This window comes from Nocardiopsis sp. LDBS0036, assembly GCF_041228755.1.
GTDB lineage: Bacteria > Actinomycetota > Actinomycetes > Streptosporangiales > Streptosporangiaceae > Nocardiopsis > Nocardiopsis dassonvillei.
This window is the reverse complement of the sequence record NZ_CP141103.1, coordinates 2237612-2255198: the sequence shown is the minus strand read 5'-3', so window position 1 is coordinate 2255198 and position 17587 is coordinate 2237612. Positions and strand designations below refer to the sequence as shown.

The window sequence follows — 17587 nt, the reverse complement described above, 5'->3', positions numbered from 1 at the left end:
GGGCCGGTCCAGACGCGACCAAGGGGGTCGCCGGCCAGCCGCTACCCCTTTCCAGAGGAGCTTTCCAGCATGACGGTTCAGAGCGAGACCACCGAGGGCATCATCCTCACCGACGAGGCGTCCAGCAAGGTCAGGGCGCTCCTTGAGCAGGAGGGGCGGGACGACCTGCGTCTTCGCGTGGCCGTTCAGCCCGGTGGTTGCTCGGGGCTGCGTTACCAGCTCTACTTCGACGAGCGCGAGCTCGACGGCGACGTGGTCAGCGACTTCGGCGGTGTGGAGGTGGTCACCGACCGGATGAGCTCCCCCTACCTGATCGGTGCCACGATCGACTTCGTCGACACCATCGAGAAGCAGGGTTTCACCATCGACAACCCCAACGCCACCGGTTCCTGCGCCTGCGGTGACTCCTTCAACTAGGGGGCGTCGTCCCGCCGGGGGCTCCGGGGTCGGTGGGCCCGAAGCCGTCCGGTGGTCGCGGTCCGGGGCGTGAGGCGTTCCGGGGGCGGTCGTCGGGCGGGCCGGGCCCCAGGGTTCCGGTCGGCGGTGACAGGGTTTTCCGGGGGGAGGGCGGTTCGTGCCGCCCTCCCCCCTTTTGCCGTGTGCGGGGTTCTCCGTGTGCGGGGCGGGGGCGGGAGCGAGCGGGTGTCCTCTACGCCGCGGGCGCACTGCACTAACCTGGGGCAGTCCGAACCGGGCACGTCCTCTCCCATGCCCGCAGCCCCGTCCGGTCAGCAGACCGACACCTCCCGACCAAGGAGCCTTCGTCCCGTGCGTATCGCGGTTGCCGGATCCATCGCCACCGACCATCTGATGTCCTTCGAGGGTCGCTTCGCGGAACAGATCATCCCCGACCAGATCCAGCAGTTGTCGCTGTCCTTCCTGATCGACGAGCTGGACGTGCGGCGCGGCGGTGTCGCGGCCAACATCTGCTTCGGCATGGGCGGGTTCGGCCTCAACCCGGTGCTGGTGGGTGCGGCCGGGGCCGACTTCGAGGACTACCGCGCCTGGCTGGACCGCCACGGTGTGGACACCTCCGCGGTCTACATCTCCGAGCTGCGCCACACCGCCCGGTTCATCTGCACCACGGACCGGGACCAGAACCAGATCGCGTCCTTCTACGCCGGGGCCATGGCCGAGGCCCGCAACATCGAGCTCCAGCCGATCGCGGACCGCCTGGGCGGACTGGACCTGGTGCTGATCGGGGCGGACGACCCGGCCGCGATGGTGCGTCACAGCGAGGAGTGCCGCACCCGCGGTATCGCCTTCGCCGCCGACCCCTCCCAGCAGCTGGCGCGCATGGAGGGGCCCGAGGTGCGGGGCCTGATCGAGGGCGCGGCCTTCCTGTTCACCAACGAGTACGAGAAGGCGCTGGCCGAGCAGAAGACGGGCTGGTCCGACGCCGACGTCCTGGAGCGGGTGGGCACCCGTGTCACCACCCTGGGCGCCAAGGGGGCGCGTATCGACCGGGCGGGCGAGCCGAGCGTGCACGTTCCGGCCGCGGCGGTGCGGGATCTGGTGGACCCCACGGGTATGGGGGACGCGTTCCGCGCGGGTTTCCTGGCCGCGCACTCGTGGGGGCTGTCGCTGGAGCGGGCCGCGCAGGTGGGCAACGCGACCGCGGTGCACTGCCTGGAGGCGGACGGGCCGCAGGAGTACACCCTGACCGGGGCCTCGCTCCTGGCGCGTCTGGAGGAGTCCTACGGCGCCGGGGTCTCGGCCGAGGTCGCGCCGTTCGTGTAGTCGACGGGTCGGGGTGGTGTCCGCGAACCCGTAGAGTGGGTAGTCGCGACCCGCACGACCCGTGTCCGCCTGCCGGACCGGGCCGCGCCCCGCACGGCCGCCGCTCCCTGGGAGCCGGTGTCCCGCACGGGGAGCCCCGTGCCCGCCGGTGCGCTGAAACGCGTGCCGGTTACCCAGCCCAAGCCGTCCGCGCCGGGTCGCCGCGACGGTGGGGAACCTGTCCCGCTGTGCGCGCTCCGGCGCGCCCGCGCGGGCTCGGGCGCGCTGAGCGCCTCCCAGATCTAGGCCAGCCTTACCTGGGATTCCCCGGATTCATCCGGAAAGGACATTGCATGCGCTACACCGGACCGAAGGTGCGGTTGTCCCGGCGCGCCGGCACCCCGCTGACCCGTAAGGCGGTCAGCTACTTCGAGAAGCGTCCCTACCCGCCCGGTGAGCACGGCCGCCGCGTCCGCCGCAACAGCAGCGACTACGCGGTCCGCCAGGCGGAGAAGCAGAAGGTGCGCTGGTACTACGACCTGACCGAGAAGCAGATGCTGCGCGTCTACGAGAGCGCGAAGAAGCGCACGGGGCGCACCGGTGAGGAGATGCTCGCCGAGCTGGAGCTGCGTCTGGCCACGGTCGTGCTGCGCGCCGGTCTGGCCGCCTCGATCTACGCCGCGCGTCAGTTCGTCAACCACGGTCACATCACCGTGGACGGCAAGAAGGTCGACATCCCGTCGTACCAGGTCAAGCCGGGTCAGATCATCAGTGTTCGGGAGAAGTCCCGCAACATGGTGCCGTTCGTCGAGGCCGCCGAGGGCGTCCACGCCGACGACAAGATCGCCGGATTCCTCGCCGTGAGCCACAAGGACCTGCGCGTCGCGGTCGTCGACCGCCCCAAGCGCGAGCAGATCCCGGTGCCCTTCGACGAGCAGCTGGTCGTGGAGTTCTACGCCCGCTAGCCACCCGCCTCGGCGTGTGCGCGGCCGCTTCCTCCCCGGGGGCGGCCGATGCGGAGCAGCAGGTCAGGCCGCGCGGACTCGGTCCGCGCGGCCTCGCCGTGTCCGGGGTGGTGTGGAGCACGCCACGCCGAGGATTCGGCGGGGTGCGAATCGTTATCGCACCGGAACCGGAACTCCCGGGCCGTGTGGCGCGGGTTTTCGGCCCTCCTCTTAACTCCCTGCCCAGGCCGGGTCCCCGCCCTGCCCCCGGGCGTGGGACGGCCGCCGGGGCCGGGTCAGTACATGCGCCGGATGTGGAAGGCGCTGCCCTGCGCCAGGGGCTGCTCCGCGACGAACTCGTGCATCTTCATCCGGCACCAGGCGGGGATGTCCGCGCTGGCGGCGGGGTCGTCCGCGGTGACCGCGATGACCGCGCCTATGGGCACCTCGTGCAGCCTGGCGGCGAGCATGATGATCGGGATGGGGCACTTGCGGCCCACCGCCTCCACGGTGACCAGGGGAGGCCGGGGCGGGTACTCGGGCACGGAAAACCCCCGTGTGTCGTCGTCTGGTGATGACCATCCTGACCTGGTCCCGTCCCTAAGGCGAACCCGGTTAAGGGCGTCGTAAATCCAGCGATACGCTCACCTTGTTCTCTCCCCCGTGAAACGTCCACGCCGCCCCCGAGAGGCGGAAGGGGCGCGATCGGGGAGGAGGGCCCGGGGGAACGCCGGGCCGCGCTCCGTAGCCAGCCGGGAGGGTCATCCTCCGCGGGCGAACGGGCCCGGCTCCACGTACCGCCGCCAGCTCCGCTCAGGGAGGTCGGCAACACGCTGACCAGGCAAGCCCCTGAACTGGGCGCTGGGCGGTTCGCGATAATGTTTCCCCCTGAAAAGCTTTGGATACTTAGGCCGCCCGTGGAGGTTCCACGGGCTACACCGCTGGGAAGGCAATCCGTGAGTCCGACCCGCCAAGAGAATCGGCGCCGCAACCTGCGCCGATGGGCACCACGCGGCGCCGCGCTCGCCGTGCTGGGGCTGGCCGCGACCGGCTGCGCGTCGAACGATCTCACTCGTTTGGGCATGCCGGAGCCGATCACCAACCAGGCCGAGCGTGTTCTCTCGCTCTGGCAGGGCTCCTGGGTGGCGGCTTTCGCGGTCGGCATTCTCGTGTGGGGGCTGATCGTCTGGTCGGTCATCTTCCACCGCAAGCGCTCTGAGCAGTTGCCGCCGCAGGTGCGGTACAACATGCCCATCGAAGCGCTCTACACCGTGCTGCCGATCGTCATCATCTCGGTGCTGTTCTTCTTCACCGCCCGGGACCAGGCGATCCTGCTCGACACCGACGAGCCGGCGGACGTCAACATCGAGGTCGTGGCCTTCCAATGGGCCTGGCAGTTCAACTACCTCGACGACAAGAAGGAGAACGGCGGGGAGGTGCTCTTCTCCGAGACGGGTATCCCCAACCCGGACGGCACCGCCGACCCCTCCACCCAGACGACCCTGGTGCTGCCCGAGGGCGCGACCGTCCACTTCGACCTGCACTCGCCGGACGTCATCCACTCGTTCTGGATCCCCGAGTTCGGTTTCAAGATGGACGTCATCCCCGGTCGGGACAACGCCTTCCAGGCCGACATCAACGAGGGCACCGCGGGCGAGTACGTCGGCCGCTGCGCCGAGCTGTGCGGTGTGGACCACGCCCGCATGCTCTTCAACGTCCAGGTCCTGCCCCAGGACGAGTACGACGCCTGGGCCGCCGAGCAGCAGCAGGCCGCCGAGGAGGCCGAGCTGGAGGCCGCCGACACCGGCGACACGCCGGACTCCGGTGAGGGCTCCGGTGCCGAGGGTGCGGGCGCCGAGGGCGCCGGCACCGACGAGGAGGGCACCGGCAGCGGCGGTTCCGAGGCCGAGGGCTCCGGTACCGACGAGCAGGACACCGGTTCCGGCGCGTCCGACGCCGAGGAGAATGAGCAGTCATGAGCACCACCACGTCAAGCCCCACTCTCGCGGGCGGTCAGGCACCGTCGCGCAAGGGGTCGATGATCGTCAAATGGATGACCTCCACCGACCACAAGGTCATCGGGTACATGTACCTGATCACCTCCTTCGTGTTCTTCCTCTTCGGTGGTCTGCTCGCGGTGCTCATGCGCATCGAGCTGTTCTTCCCGGGCATGCAGGCCATGTCCAACGAGCAGTTCAACCAGCTGTTCACCATGCACGGCACGATCATGCTGCTGATGTTCGCGACCCCGCTGTTCGTCGGGTTCTCGAACGTGATCATGCCGCTGCAGATCGGTTCGCCCGACGTGGCGTTCCCGAGGATGAACCTGTTCAGCTACTACCTGTTCCTGTTCGGCAGCCTCATCGCCATCAGCGGGTTCCTGACCCCGGGCGGCGCGGCCAGCTTCGGCTGGTTCGCCTACACGCCGCTGTCGGACGCGGTGCGTTCGCCGGGTCTGGGCGGTGACCTGTGGATCCTGGGCCTGGTGGTCTCGGGTCTGGGCACCATCCTGGGCGCGGTCAACTTCATCACGACCGGCCTGTGCATGCGCGCGCCCGGCATGACGATGTTCCGCATGCCGATCTTCACCTGGAACACCCTGCTCACCAGCGTGCTGGTGCTCATCGCGTTCCCGGTCCTGACCGCGGCCCTGATCGCGCTGGGCGCGGACCGCATGGTCGGCACCCAGGTGTTCAACGCCGAGCACGGCGGGGCCATCCTGTGGCAGCACCTGTTCTGGTTCTTCGGCCACCCCGAGGTGTACATCATCGCGCTGCCGTTCTTCGGCATCGTGACCGAGATCATCCCGGTGTTCAGCCGCAAGCCGATCTTCGGCTACAAGAGCCTGGTCGCGGCGACCATCGCCATCACCGGCCTGTCGGTCACCGTGTGGGCCCACCACATGTTCCCGACCGGCGCGGTCCTGCTGCCGTTCTTCTCGTTCATGAGCTTCCTCATCGCGGTCCCGACCGGCGTGAAGTTCTTCAACTGGATCGGCACCATGTGGCGGGGCCAGATCACCTTCGAGACGCCGATGCTGTTCGTCATCGGCTTCCTGGTGACCTTCCTGTTCGGTGGTCTGACCGGTGTGCTGCTGGCCTCCCCGCCGATCGACTTCCACGTCACCGACTCCTACTTCGTGGTGGCCCACTTCCACTACGTGGTGTTCGGCACCGTGGTGTTCGCGATGTTCGCGGGCTTCTACTTCTGGTGGCCCAAGTTCACCGGCAAGATGCTCAACGAGAAGCTGGGCAAGTTCCACTTCTGGCTGCTGTTCCTGGGCTTCCACGGCACGTTCCTGGTGCAGCACTGGCTGGGCGCCGCCGGCTTCCCGCGCCGCTACGCCGACTACCTGCCCAGTGACGGCTTCACCGAGCTCAACCAGATCTCCTCGGTCTCCTCGTTCGTGCTGGCGGCCTCGACGCTGATCTTCTTCTGGAACATGTACATCACCTCCAAGAAGGCGCCGCTGGTCACCGTGGACGACCCGTGGGGTTACGGCTGCTCGCTGGAGTGGGCCACGTCCTGCCCGCCGCCGCGGCACAACTTCACGTCGCTGCCGCGGATCCGCTCCGAGCGTCCCGCGTTCGACCTGAACCACCCGCACGCCGCCGCCCCGGGCGCCGTCCCGGTGGGCGCCACGAAGGAGTAGGGCGCAATGAAGACGCAGGCCTATCTGTTCATGGGCGTCTCGACCTTCTTCGGTCTGGTCGCCGCCCTGTACGTGTACTGGTCCTGGCAGGACACCGGCACGATCGAGTGGACGGGCACCACCGCCCTGGTGGTCTCCATCGGCTTCGGTTGGATGATCGGCTTCTGGCTCTGGCAGGCGGCCCGTCGCAGCGAGCACTTCCACGGGCTTCCCGCGGAGGAGCGGCTGGACGGGGAGATCTCCGAGAACTCCGGCGAGTACGGCTTCTTCAGCCCGCACAGCGCGTGGCCGCTGTGGGTGGCGCTGGCCGTGGCGTTCACCGCGGTGGGCGTGGCGATCGGCTGGTGGATGGTGTTCATCGGCGCCTTCGCCATCATCCTCACCGCCATCGGTTGGATCTTCGAGTACTACCGCAACGAGTTCCAGCACTAGGGGGACGGCCGCCGCGCCGTGCGGCGGCCCCCGCCCGACGGCCGGACGCGTCCCCTGGACGCGTCCGGCCGTCTTCGTCGCCACGGCCCGGAACGCGAACCCCGTGTGACGTGGCCGTCGGCGCTGCCGCCCGGGGCCGTGCCATGACTTCGCGCACTCCGGCCCGGGGCCCGTGTCATGACTTCACACCGGGGTAGGGTTTTCCTGCACTTGACCTGACAGGGCACCGCGGACACGGGTGCGCCCCGCGCGCCGAGGTCCCGTCGCAACGGACGCTGGAGGTCCTTGGCGTGAAGGGACGAGTCCGCACACCCCGCGGTCCGGCGGCGGCCGCCGTCGCGGTCGCGCTCGCCGCGACGGCCTGTACCGGCCCCGCCCGGCAGGAGCCCGCGGCGGCTCCCAGCGAGGAGGCCCAGACCGGGCCGCGGATCAGCGTCACCCCCGAGGAGGGGGCCTCCTCCGTCGCCCCCGACACCCCGGTGCGGGTGTCGGTGGAGGAGGGCTCGCTCACCGACGTCCGCGTCGAGCAGGCCCCCTCCGCGGAGGAGGGCGGGGACGCCGGGGCGGCCGGGGACGCCGAGCGGTGGGAGTTCACCGGCACCCTGAGCGAGGACGGCACCCGGTGGGTGAGCGACTGGAACCTGGACCCGGGCTCGGCGGTCACCGTCCGCGCCACCGCCGAGGACGACGCCGGTGAGGCCTCCGAGACGGTCGTGGAGTTCTCCACGAAGGAGGCCGTACCCGGTCAGCGCCTCGAACTGGCCTCGAACTTCCCCACCTCCGGCGACACCGTCGGCGTGGGCATGCCGGTCATCGTCAACTTCGACCTGCCGGTGACCAACAAGGCCCAGGTGGAGAACTCCATGGAGGTGACCTCCGAGCAGGAGGTGGAGGGCGCCTGGAACTGGGTCGGCGACAAGACCGCGGTGTTTCGCCCCCGCGAGTACTGGGAGCCCCACCAGCAGGTCAGCGTGGACATGCGCCTGTCGGGGGTGGAGGCCTCCGAGGGCGTCTACGGGATCGAGAACCACCGCCTGGAGTTCGAGGTCGGCCGCGAGATGGTCTCGACCATGCACGTGCCCGACCACGAGATGCTGGTGGAGATCGACGGCGAGCCCGCGCGCACCATCCCCGTGAGCAACGGCGAGGCCTCCAAGCGCTTCAACACCACCACCTCGGGGACGCACCTGACCATGGAGAAGTACGAGTCCCTGGTCATGGACGCGGCCACCCTGGGCATCCCCGAGGACTCGCCGGACTACTACAAGCTGGACGTGGACTGGGCGGTGCGCACCTCCAACAGCGGCGAGTTCACCCACGCCGCCCCCTGGAACGACCGGATCGGGTCGGCCAACACCTCCAACGGCTGCACGAACATGTCGGTGGAGGACGCCCGCTGGTTCTACGAGAACTCCCTGATGGGCGACGTCCTGGAGACCACCGGGACCGACCGGGAGCTGGAGTGGGACAACGGCTGGGGTTTTTGGCAGCGGTCCTGGGACGAGTGGCTGTCCCACAGCGCCACCGGTGAGCCGCAGGTGACCGACGGGTCGGGCACCCCCGGTTCCGTGCACGGCGAGGGGAACTAGGCGGGCAGGTCCGGGGAGCCCTCCAGGAGGGCGTCCAGGCGCCTGGCGGTGTGTTCCCAGGTCCACTCACGGCTCACCCACGCGCGGCCGCGTGCGCCCATCTGGGCGGCGCGCTCGGGGTCCTTCAGTAGGGCGATGAGGGCGCGCGCGGAGGGGCCGGGCAGGGATCCGTCCACGACCAGGCCGGTCTCGCCGTCCCGGACCGTGGCGGGTGCGCCCCCGGAGTCGCCCGCGACCACGGGCAGGCCGCAGGCCGAGGCCTCCAGGTAGACGATGCCCAGCCCCTCGGCCTCCAGGCCGCCCTTGCGGCTGCGGCAGGGCATGGCGAACACGTCGGCGGCGTCGTAGTAGGGCGGCAGGTCCCGGTGGGGGACCGAGCCGGTGAAGACCACCGAGTCCATTCCGCGCGCGGCCGAGAGCAGGCTCCGGCGGTGGGGGCCGTCGCCGACGACGAGCAGGACCGCGTCGGGCACGTCGGCCAGGACGCGGGGCCAGGCGCGGATCAGGGTGTCCTGCCCCTTGCGCGGTACGAGCCGGGACACGCACAGCACCACGGGGCGGTCGCCCAGGCCCAGGCGCGCGCGGACCTCCTCGCCGCCGGTGCCGGGCCGGAAGGCCCCGGTGTCCACGCCGGGCGTGAGCCGGCGCATGCGGGCGGCCGCGTCGGGGGACAGGGCCCGGGCCAGGTGACGCCGGGTGTACTCGCCCAGGTAGGTGACGGTGTCGGTGGTGTCGCCGATGCGGCGCAGCGCCTCGCGGGATCCGGGCATGGTGGCCCACCAGGTCTCGTGGCCGTGGCTGATGGCCACCTGGCGCTTGACGGGGGTGCCCTCGCCCAGCCCGGCGGCGAGCAGTCCCAGCGGGGCGGCGGCGCCGTAGAGCACGGTGTCGCAGCCCTCCAGGTCGGCGATGGCGCGTGCCCGCCGCGCCACCCGGGGCGTGGGCAGCAGGACGCGTGCGGCGTCGCGCACGACGGGGAAGGGCTGGCGCAGGTCGAAGTGCGGGTCGGCGGCGGCGTCGGCCCGGGCGGGGGAGGAGCAGTAGACCACGACCGATCCGCGGGGGCGGCGCAGGGCCATCTCGTGGACGAAGGCCTCGATGCCACCGGCCTTGGGCGGGAAGTCGTTGGTGATGATCAGAGTTCGCGGCACAGGGGCGAGTCTAGGCGCGGCGGGGGCGGCGGGGGGTGTTCCACGCGGGTCCGGCCCCGGTGCGCGGCGGGCCCGGAGACGGTGGTGCCCCGCGACGCCGTGCGTCGCGGGGCACCGGGAGCCGTGCGCCGGTCAGGGGCGGACGGCGGTGACGAAGTTGGCGCGGTAGTAGTCGTTCAGGGTGACCGTGCCGATGGGGCGGGCCGAGGTGGAGGCGTGCACCATGACGTTGTCGCCCGCGTACAGGCCCACGTGCTCGGGGCCGCTGCCGCCGGGGTAGAAGAAGAGCAGGTCGCCGGGCTGCTTGTTCTCCCAGGAGACCCGCTGGCCCGCGTTGACCTGCTGGTAGGTGGTGCGGGGCAGGCTGACGCCGGCGGCGGCCCAGGCGGCCTGGGTCAGGCCGGAGCAGTCGTAGCCGCCGGGGCCGGTGCCGCCCCAGACGTAGGGCTTGCCGACCTGGGCGTAGGCGAAGTTCAGTGCCGTGGCGGCGCTGCCCGTGGCGGGGCCGGTGTAGCTGCCGCCTCCTCCGCCCCCACCGCCTCCTCCGCCTCCGCTGCTCCCGCCGCCGGTCTGGCCGACGTTCTGGGTGGCCGCCGCCTGCTCCTCGGCGGTCAGCTCCGAGAGGAGCCCCTCCTGCTCCTCGATGGCCTCCTCGGCGGCCTCGGTGGCCTCCTCGGCCTCCTTGAGGGCCTCGGCGGCCTCCTCCTCGGTCGCGCTGGCCTCGGCCTCCAGGACCTCCAGGTTCTCCAGCTCGGTGACGTACTGCGCGAGGTTGCCGTCGTTCTGGGTCGACAGGTAGTCCAGGTCGGCCTGGTGGGCCAGGGCGTCCTCGGGGCCGGTGGAGCTGAGCAGGTGGTGGAAGGAGGTGAAGTCGACGCCGGTGTAGGTGGAGCTGGCGAGCCGGCGGGCGCCCAGGCCGAGTTCGGCGACCTTCTCCTCGGCGGCCTCGATCTCCTCCAGGATGCCCTCCAGCTCCTCCTGGGCGGCCTCGTGCGTCTCCTTGGCCTCGTTGTAGGCCGCGTTGAGCTCGATGTACTCCTCTTCGAGGGCCTCGATCTCCTCGCGGACCTCCTCGGCCGTCGGATCGGCGTGGGCCACCGCGGTGGGCAGCAGCAGGGCGGCTGCGGTCAGGGAGGAGAGGGCCGCGGTGCGGCGCCTGCGGACGCGACGGGATGCCAACACGTGTAGACCTTTCTCCCCTTGTCCCAATGCCGTGGGGAAGGGTCGGGGGATGCGCCGGGCGGGGCTGGGGGCCTTCCGGGCGGGGCCGGAGGGTGCGGGAGGCCGTGACCCGCGGGGTGGGGTCGGCCCGACCGGGGCGCGGCCGTCACCGCCAGGGGGCGGTGAATGAGGTGGCAACCGCGCTCGGCGATGAACACTAGTGCATCCGCCGGGTCGCTCTCAACCTTTTCGTGATGTTCCACCGGTTGGTGCTGCGTGTCCGAAAACCGGGCTGTTGTCCGTTAAACGGTGCAGGGCCGTCACCCGGCGGGTGACGGCCCTGCGTGCTCCGGGGATGGTTCCCGTGCTCCGGACGCCCGGACACGGACCACGGCGAAGCGGAGGTCCGAAGGAGGACTGCCTACGGGCGGACGGCGAACTGGAACTCGCTCGCCCAGTACGCGGCCAGGCCGACGACCTCGATGTTGCGGCCGCTGCTGGGCGCGTGCACCATCTGGCCGTTGCCGGCGTAGAGCCCGTCGTGGGTCAGGCCGCCGAAGAAGAACATGATGTCGCCGGGCTGGAGGGCGTTCATGTCGTAGATGCGCTGGCCCACCTCGGCCTGGGCGTAGGTGGTGCGGGGCAGGTCGACGCCGCCCGCGCGCCAGGCGGCCTGGACCAGGCCGGAGCAGTCGTAGCCGTTGGGGCCGGTGCCGCCCCAGACGTAGGGCAGCCCGACCTTGGAGTAGGCGAAGTCCAGGGCCGCGCCCGCGCTGCCCGAGGCGGAGCCGGTGTAGGACTGGCCGCCGCTGCTGTCGGCGCCCTCGGCGGCCGGGTCGGAGTCGGGGAACTGGGCCAGGAGCGTCTCCTGCTCCTCCAGCTTCTCCTCGACGCTGGTCTTGGCCTCCTCGGCCTCCTCCAGCGCGGTCTCGGCCTCCTCCAGGGCCTCCTCGGCCTCGTCCTTGAGGGCGAACAGCCGCTCGTGGGAGGCGCCGAACTCGTCGAGCTGGGCCTTCTGGGCCTCCGACAGGTAGTTCAGGTCGGCGTTCTGCTCCAGCAGGCTCTCGGGGCCCTCGGAGGAGAGGATGTTGGCCATGGAGTCCAGGTCGCCGGACTGGTAGGTGGCGCTGGCGAGCTCCTGCACCTTGCCGCGCAGCTCCTCGTAGCGCTCCTCCTCGTCGCCGACCTGCTCGTCGAGGTCCTCGTAGAGGGTCTCGGCGACGTCGTGGTCCTCCTTGGCCTGGTTGTACTCCTCGACCGCGGTGGAGACCTCCTCGCGCAGCTCCTCGATCTTGTCTTCGACCTCGTCCTGGGTCGGCTCCGCGTAGGCGGTGCCCGGGACGAGCATGGTGCCCGCGACGACCGCGCTGATTCCGGTCGTGGCGGCGAATCGGCGAGCCGTACGTCGTCCACCGGGGTTCTTCATGGCGGTCCACGCTCCTTGGGGTCGGGCAAGTCCGCATAGGGGTGCGGGGAGAACAGGGACGGGGCCCGCGCGGGGCGCGGGCGGGTGAGTGTGCGGGTCCCGACCGGCGGGCTCAGACGCGGCCTTGCTGTCCGGTGGAGCACTCACGTTCCGGGAAGAACCTAGCGGACCGCTCTGCACAGCTCAACCACGGGGCCCCGTACGTGCCGGTGTTCACAGTGCGCGCCGCGGTCCGCGGCGGGCGCGTCGTTCCTGGGAGTGAGCCGCGGGTCCAATGGGATAACGAATGGGTAACGGCTGGGGTGGGTGTGTCCCCGTGACGCCCGGGCCGGGCCGCGCCCGCCCCCGCGGCGGGCGTCCGGCCCCGTCAGCCGTGCGCCTCCAGGCGGCGCAGGAAGATCGTCGAGGGCACCGCGCGCGCCCCGGCGCGGCGCACCGCCGTCACGATCTCGCGGTCGGAGGTGACCACCGCGATCGGTCGCCCCGGGGGTTCGGCGCGCACCAGCCGCACGATCAGCTCGTCCGCGGTCTCCCCGGGCGCGCTGAACAGCAGCCGCACCCGGCGCGCCGCCGCCATCACCGGCGGGGTGTCCACGTCCGCGCCGTCGAACACGCACGTGATCTCGGCCTTGGTCCGGCTGGCCAGCCCCTCCAGGGAGTTCATCAGCCGGGTGCGCTGGTCGGCCAGGGGGAGGGTCCCGTAGCCGGTCTTGGTGACGTTGTAGCCGTCCACCAGCAGGTGCACCCGGGGCGCGGTGAGCAGGTGCTCCAGAAGGCCGGGGTCGTCGTCGGGCAGCCCGCCCAGGGACACCCGCCGCTGCTGCTCGGTCTCGGCCACCAGGTCGGCGGGGCTGTCCAGGACGGTGGGCAGCGCCAGTTCGCGGCGCAGGCCGTGGGAGGCCTCCACCAGTACGTCCAGCAGCACGCGCAGCCGCGCCTCGTCGGCGTTGCGTCCGGCGCGCACCGCCCGCCGGGCGTTGTCCAGCTGGGCCTCGGCCGTGGCCAGCCTCGATCTCAGCCGCCGGTTCTGCGACTCCAGCGCGCCGACCCGCGCGGCGGACTCCGACTCGCGTCCGGCCGTCTCGGTCAGCGCACGCGAGGCCCGCTCGGTGGCCTCCTTGGCCCGCTGCCGCTCGGTGTGCACCTTGCGGCGCAGCTCGGCGATCTCGGTGCGCTGGGCCTTGATCTGGGACCGCAGCCGCTCCAGCTCCTCCTGGTGGTCGTGCCGGGTCTCGTCCAGTTGGCGGCGGGCGGCGTCCAGGGCCTCCGCGGCCTGGTCCGCCTCCTTGACGCTGGTCTGGCGCTCCAGCTCCCGGTGGACGTCCTCGACGATGCCGGGCCACCCCGGGGGCCGCAGCAGGTAGGCGCAGGCGGCCACGGCCACGGGGTCGGCCGCGGGGGGCACCACGCCCGAGCGCAGGCCCTCGGCCAGCTCGGGCCACACCTGGTCGACGCGGGCCGCGACCATGCCGCGGAAGGTTTCGTCGTTCTCCAGCTGGGCGGCGATCTGCGGTCCGGCGAGCCGGGCCCTGCGGCGCGGCTCGAACCTGGCGACCCTGCGCAGCAGCGGGGGCAGGTCGCTCGCGCGCATGCCGCCGAGCACGTCCGAGCCGTACTCGACGACCCGGGCGCGCACCTGCTCGGGCAGCGGCCGGGCCAGCCGTTCGCCGCCGTCACCGCCGTCATCGCCGGCGCCGTGGCCGCCGTCCTCCGCCGGGTGGACGCCGCCGTCGAGCGGATCGCCGCCGTCGGAGTCGCCGCCCGCACCGGGGCGGGCGCTCATGCCCGACCCGTCGGGCTCTCCGCCGAGGAACCGGGGACCGACCGGTCGGCGTCGGGGCGGGCGATGATCTCGACGCTGTCGGTGGCGCCGCACCAGCGGCACCGCACCCGCTCGATGGTCTCGGAGAGCACGGTGCGCTCCTCGACCCCGCCCTCACCGGCCAGGTCCAGGTGGACGTAGTCCTGGGAGCGCACGGTCCGGGTCACGTCGAACCGCGTGAGATTGCCGCATCCGGTGCACCGCCACCGCTCACTGTCACCCGGCATCGCGATCCCCACGGTTCCTCCCTCGTCTGGTGCTCTGGAGGGGCGGCGGCCCCGCCGCCGCCCCGATGACCCACATCTTTGCATGTCGGGCAGGTCAGACCGTATTCCGCCAGGTTGTCCGCACGGCCGACTACCCTGGCCGGGTGGTACGACAAGCGGCGCCCGCCGGCGTCCAGACCAGCATCAGCGACCTCGGTACGCCGTTGGCCGCGGCGTCCTTCGTGGTGCTGGACCTGGAGACCACCGGCACCAGCGCGAGCGGCTCCCGGATCACGGAGGTCGGCGCGGTCAGGGTGCGCGGCGGCGAGGTCGTCGGCGAGTTCGCCACCCTGGTCAATCCCGGTACCCCCATACCGGCCAACATCACCCTCCTGACGGGGATCACCCAGTCGATGGTGGCCTCGGCCCCGCCGATGGAGGAGGTCCTGCCCCGGCTGCTGGCCTTCCTGGACGCCGAGCCCGACACCGTGCTCGTGGCCCACAACGCGCCCTTCGACACCGGCTTCCTCAAGGCCGCGTGCGAGCGCCACGGCACGGACTGGCCCGGCTACCCGGTCGTGGACACGCTGCGCCTGGCCCGCGCCGTGCTCGCGCGCGGCGAGACGCGCAACCACCGGCTGGCCACACTGGCGGCCTACTTCGGGGTCCCGGTCGCGCCCAACCACCGCGCCCTGGAGGACGCCCGCGCCACCGTGGGCGTCCTGCACGGGCTCGTGGAGCGCCTGCGCCCCATGGGCGTGTCCAGCGTGGAGGAGCTGCGCGCGGTCACCAAGCCGCCCACCAAGGCCCAGCGCAGCAGGCGCCACCTGGCCGAGGACCTGCCGGAGGAGCCGGGCGTGTACGTGTTCACCGACGCCCGCGGGGAGAGCCTCTACGTCGGCAAGAGCAAGAACCTGCGCCGCCGGGTGCGCACCTACTTCACCGCGGCCGAGAGCCGCCAGCGCATCCGTGAGATGGCGGGCCTGGTGGCGGGCGTGACCCCCATCGTGTGCTCCAGCGAGCTGGAGGCCTCCGTCCGCGAGCTGCGCATCATCGCCGAACGCAAACCGCCCTACAACCGGCGTTCGCGCAACCCCGAGCGCGCCTCGTGGGTCCGGCTCACCGCCGACGCCTTCCCGCGCCTGTCGGTGGTGCGCGCGGTCAGCGGCGACGGGGCGGCCCACATCGGGCCCTACGCCTCGCCTCGCGAGGCCGAGCGGGCCAGGGAGGCCCTGCTCCACGTCTTCCCGCTGCGCCAGTGCGCGCACACCTTCCGGCCCCCGAAGGCGGTCGCGGGGGGAAGCGGAGGCGGGACCCGCGTCGCCCCGCAGGTGGTCACCTCGGGCGCGCGGTGGACGGGCCCGTGCGTGGTGGCACAGCTGGGCCGCTGCGGCGCGCCCTGCGACGGCAGCGAGAGCGAGGCCGAGTACGCCGTGCACGCCGAGGCCGCGCGCGTCGCGATGACCGGGGACCCCGCCGCCGTGGTGGACGCGCACACCGCGCGCATAGGCGAACTCGCCGCGGACCTGCGCTACGAGGAGGCCGCGCACCTGCGCGACCGGCTCACCGCGTTCCTGCGCGGCGCCAGGCGGGCCCAGCGCCTGTCGGCCATCGCCGCGGTCGCGCACCTGGTCGCCTCCCGCCGCACCGCCGCGGGCTGGGAGACCTGCGTGGTCCGCCACGGCCGCCTGGCCGCCAGCGCCGTGCTGCGCCCGGGCACCGACCCGGCCGCGTTCCTGGCCTCCCTCGTGGCCACCGCCGAGTACGTGCCCGCCGGGTACGGGCCCAGCCCCGGCGCGCTCCCGGGGGAGACCGAGCTGGTCCTGGACTGGCTCGCCGACCCCGCCACGCGGCTGGTCGAGATCGACGGGGAGTGGACATGCCCGTTGCGCAGCGCCGAGGCGCACACCGGGATGACACACTGGGCCCATGGCCGCGCTTCCGCTCAATGACGACTACCCCGTCCGCCGCGTCCCCGTCGTCTCGTACACGCTGGTCGCGGTCAACGTCCTCGTCTATTTGGTGTCGCCGCAGGCGCTGACCGCGGTGTGGTACCCGGCGGACATGTTCGAGCGCTTCTGCGCGATCCAGGACTACTTCATGTACTGGGGGGCGGTGCCCGCCGAGATCACGGGCCGGACCGACCTGGTCCCGCACGCGGTCCCCGAGTGCGGGCAGCTCGACGGCAAGCCGGTGTGGTTCTCGGTGTTCAGCTCGATGTTCCTGCACAGCGGGCCCGGGCACCTGATCGGCAACCTGGTGTACCTGTTCGTGTTCGGGCCCGTGGTGGAGGACCGGATCGGCAAGCTGCGCTTCACGGGGCTGTACCTGGCCACCGGGGTCGCCGCAGCCTACGGCTTCGCGCTGACCGACGTCGACGCGGCCATGCCGATGGTGGGCGCGTCCGGGGCCATCTCGGGCGTGCTGGGCGCCTACCTGGTCGTGCAGTTCCGCAGCCGGGTGACCACGCTGGTGTTCGGGGTGATCCCGATGCGCCTGCCCGGGTGGGCCGTGGTGGGCAGCTACTTCGCTCTTCAGTATCTTCTCTACGTCACCACACCGAGCGCCCCCGGCGCCGGAGGCGGCGTCGCCTACGCGGCGCACGTGTACGGGTTCGTCGCGGGGGTGGTCGTGGGACTGGTGGTCTACCGGCTGCGGTGGCGCTCCGGGACGCGGCTGTCCGACGTCTACTAGGCACACGCCCTGGTGCGCCCCGGCGCGGCCGACGCGCCCGTCCCGACATTTTCCGAGGAACCGCCCTGGAGGCACAGTGATCACCGCGATCGTCATGATCAAGGCCGACGTCCACCGCATCCCCGAGGTCGCCGGGGCGATCGCGGAGATCGACGGGGTGAGCGAGGTCTACTCGGTCACCGGCGGCGTCGACCTCATCGCCATGGTGCGGGTGCGCAAGCACGAGGACCTGGCCGAGGTGATCCCCGGCCGGGTGAACAAGGTGCCCGGCGTGCTCTCCTCCGACACCCACATCTCCTTCCAGGCGTACTCCAGGCACGACCTGGAGTCGGCCTTCGCCCTGGGCTGGTAGCCGGTCGTGGCCGGTACCTGGAGTGCGCGGGAGGCGGGGGTCCTCGCCCTGCCCTCGGGCAGGCTGGTGCGCGGCCGGGGCCTGAGGCGCCCGCTGCCGCCCGGACCCCCGCCCGACCTCGGGCTGTACCTGCTGGGCCGCGAACCGGCGCCCGTGCCCTGGGAGGGGCGCTGGCTGCGGTGGCGGGACTTCGGTCTGCCCTCCGACCCCGCGGCCGTGGGCGCGGCGCTGCGCGAGGCGTGGGAGCGCGCCGGGGCCGAACGCGTCGAGGTCGCCTGCGGCGGCGGCCAGGGGCGCACCGGCACGGCGCTGGCGTGCCTGGCGGTGCTGGACGGGGTCCCCGCGCGCGAGGCGGTCGCCTACGTCCGCGCGCACTACCTGCCGCGCGCGGTGGAGACCCCCTGGCAGCGCCGCTTCGTGGCCCGCTTCGAGGCCTGAG

General features: G+C 72.0%; 17 protein-coding genes. 11 read left to right on the top strand and 6 right to left on the bottom strand.

Annotated elements, in window-relative coordinates; genetic code table 11:
* Window positions 1-69 precede the first annotated feature (69 nt).
* From UIS43_RS09410 to rpsD, 3 genes are all read left to right on the top strand, one after another.
* Window positions 70-417: an iron-sulfur cluster assembly accessory protein gene (locus UIS43_RS09410; protein WP_013154170.1), complete on the top strand. Its 348-nt coding sequence runs from the start codon at window positions 70-72 to the stop codon at window positions 415-417.
* Window positions 418-768: 351 nt separating this feature from the next.
* Window positions 769-1740 carry a carbohydrate kinase family protein gene (locus UIS43_RS09405; RefSeq protein ID WP_013154169.1) on the top strand — a complete coding sequence of 324 codons (972 nt, stop codon included), beginning with the start codon at window positions 769-771 and terminating at the stop codon, window positions 1738-1740.
* A 332-nt stretch (window positions 1741-2072) separates the two neighbouring features.
* Window positions 2073-2684, top strand: coding sequence for a 30S ribosomal protein S4 (gene rpsD / locus UIS43_RS09400; RefSeq protein ID WP_013154168.1), 612 nt, complete (start codon window positions 2073-2075; stop codon window positions 2682-2684).
* A 275-nt stretch (window positions 2685-2959) separates the two neighbouring features.
* Here rpsD and UIS43_RS09395 read toward each other — a convergent pair whose 3' ends face one another.
* Window positions 2960-3208, bottom strand: a complete 249-nt coding sequence (locus UIS43_RS09395; protein WP_013154167.1) for a sulfurtransferase TusA family protein — start codon at window positions 3206-3208, stop codon at window positions 2960-2962.
* A 537-nt stretch (window positions 3209-3745) separates the two neighbouring features.
* On the opposite strand from UIS43_RS09395, the gene coxB reads away from it, so the two are divergent.
* From coxB to UIS43_RS09375, 4 genes are all read left to right on the top strand, one after another.
* The gene (gene coxB / locus UIS43_RS09390; RefSeq protein ID WP_041552799.1) at window positions 3746-4642 is read left to right on the top strand and encodes a cytochrome c oxidase subunit II; all 897 of its coding nucleotides are present in this window, start codon (window positions 3746-3748) and stop codon (window positions 4640-4642) included.
* Between the two features lie 59 nt (window positions 4643-4701).
* Window positions 4702-6315, top strand: coding sequence for a cytochrome c oxidase subunit I (gene ctaD / locus UIS43_RS09385; RefSeq protein ID WP_370012970.1), 1614 nt, complete (start codon window positions 4702-4704; stop codon window positions 6313-6315).
* A gap of 6 nt (window positions 6316-6321) precedes the next feature.
* The gene (locus UIS43_RS09380; RefSeq protein ID WP_370012968.1) at window positions 6322-6747 is read left to right on the top strand and encodes a cytochrome c oxidase subunit 4; all 426 of its coding nucleotides are present in this window, start codon (window positions 6322-6324) and stop codon (window positions 6745-6747) included.
* Between the two features lie 290 nt (window positions 6748-7037).
* On the top strand, window positions 7038-8336 hold the full coding sequence (locus UIS43_RS09375; RefSeq protein WP_071622461.1) for an Ig-like domain-containing protein: 1299 nt from the start codon (window positions 7038-7040) through the stop codon (window positions 8334-8336).
* On the opposite strand, the gene UIS43_RS09370 is transcribed toward UIS43_RS09375, so the two are convergent.
* The 5 genes from UIS43_RS09370 to UIS43_RS09350 form a co-directional block, all read right to left on the bottom strand.
* Complete coding sequence (locus UIS43_RS09370; protein ID WP_358455080.1) at window positions 8333-9487, bottom strand: glycosyltransferase family 4 protein; 1155 nt, start codon at window positions 9485-9487, stop codon at window positions 8333-8335. The two genes, UIS43_RS09375 and UIS43_RS09370, sit on opposite strands and share 4 nt — an antisense overlap.
* A 132-nt stretch (window positions 9488-9619) precedes the next feature.
* On the bottom strand, window positions 9620-10669 hold the full coding sequence (locus tag UIS43_RS09365; RefSeq protein ID WP_013154161.1) for a C40 family peptidase: 1050 nt from the start codon (window positions 10667-10669) through the stop codon (window positions 9620-9622).
* A gap of 400 nt (window positions 10670-11069) precedes the next feature.
* Complete coding sequence (locus tag UIS43_RS09360; protein ID WP_013154160.1) at window positions 11070-12074, bottom strand: NlpC/P60 family protein; 1005 nt, start codon at window positions 12072-12074, stop codon at window positions 11070-11072.
* Between the two features lie 367 nt (window positions 12075-12441).
* Complete coding sequence (locus UIS43_RS09355) at window positions 12442-13857, bottom strand: NYN domain-containing protein (protein ID WP_013154159.1); 1416 nt, start codon at window positions 13855-13857, stop codon at window positions 12442-12444.
* On the bottom strand, window positions 13854-14135 hold the full coding sequence (locus tag UIS43_RS09350; RefSeq protein ID WP_013154158.1) for a hypothetical protein: 282 nt from the start codon (window positions 14133-14135) through the stop codon (window positions 13854-13856). The genes UIS43_RS09355 and UIS43_RS09350 overlap by 4 nt, the downstream gene beginning before the upstream one ends.
* A gap of 131 nt (window positions 14136-14266) precedes the next feature.
* Between UIS43_RS09350 and UIS43_RS09345 the strand changes: the two genes are divergently transcribed.
* The 4 genes from UIS43_RS09345 to UIS43_RS09330 all read left to right on the top strand — a co-directional run bounded on the left by UIS43_RS09345 (window position 14267) and on the right by UIS43_RS09330 (window position 17586).
* Window positions 14267-16054, top strand: a complete 1788-nt coding sequence (locus tag UIS43_RS09345; protein WP_071622460.1) for a DEDD exonuclease domain-containing protein — start codon at window positions 14267-14269, stop codon at window positions 16052-16054.
* Window positions 16032-16796 carry a rhomboid family intramembrane serine protease gene (locus UIS43_RS09340; RefSeq protein WP_013154156.1) on the top strand — a complete coding sequence of 255 codons (765 nt, stop codon included), beginning with the start codon at window positions 16032-16034 and terminating at the stop codon, window positions 16794-16796. Before UIS43_RS09345 ends, UIS43_RS09340 begins: the two co-directional genes overlap by 23 nt.
* 76 nt (window positions 16797-16872) lie before the next feature.
* The gene (locus UIS43_RS09335) at window positions 16873-17148 is read left to right on the top strand and encodes an Lrp/AsnC family transcriptional regulator (protein ID WP_013154155.1); all 276 of its coding nucleotides are present in this window, start codon (window positions 16873-16875) and stop codon (window positions 17146-17148) included.
* Window positions 17149-17154: 6 nt separating this feature from the next.
* Window positions 17155-17586 carry a protein-tyrosine phosphatase family protein gene (locus UIS43_RS09330; RefSeq protein ID WP_013154154.1) on the top strand — a complete coding sequence of 144 codons (432 nt, stop codon included), beginning with the start codon at window positions 17155-17157 and terminating at the stop codon, window positions 17584-17586.
* The last annotated feature ends 1 nt before the right edge of the window (window position 17587 follow it).

Bases quoted from the DNA above. Each gene is read 5' to 3' on its own strand.
- UIS43_RS09340 (WP_013154156.1), top strand. From the start codon at position 16,032: ATGGCCGCGCTTCCGCTCAATGACGACTACCCCGTCCGCCGCGTCCCC.
- ctaD (WP_370012970.1), top strand. From the start codon at position 4,702: ATGATCGTCAAATGGATGACCTCCACCGACCACAAGGTCATCGGGTAC.
- rpsD (WP_013154168.1), top strand. From the start codon at position 2,073: ATGCGCTACACCGGACCGAAGGTGCGGTTGTCCCGGCGCGCCGGCACC.
- UIS43_RS09380 (WP_370012968.1), top strand. From the start codon at position 6,322: ATGAAGACGCAGGCCTATCTGTTCATGGGCGTCTCGACCTTCTTCGGT.
- UIS43_RS09360 (WP_013154160.1), bottom strand. From the start codon at position 12,074: ATGAAGAACCCCGGTGGACGACGTACGGCTCGCCGATTCGCCGCCACG.
- coxB (WP_041552799.1), top strand. From the start codon at position 3,746: ATGCCGGAGCCGATCACCAACCAGGCCGAGCGTGTTCTCTCGCTCTGG.
- UIS43_RS09355 (WP_013154159.1), bottom strand. From the start codon at position 13,857: ATGAGCGCCCGCCCCGGTGCGGGCGGCGACTCCGACGGCGGCGATCCG.
- UIS43_RS09410 (WP_013154170.1), top strand. From the start codon at position 70: ATGACGGTTCAGAGCGAGACCACCGAGGGCATCATCCTCACCGACGAG.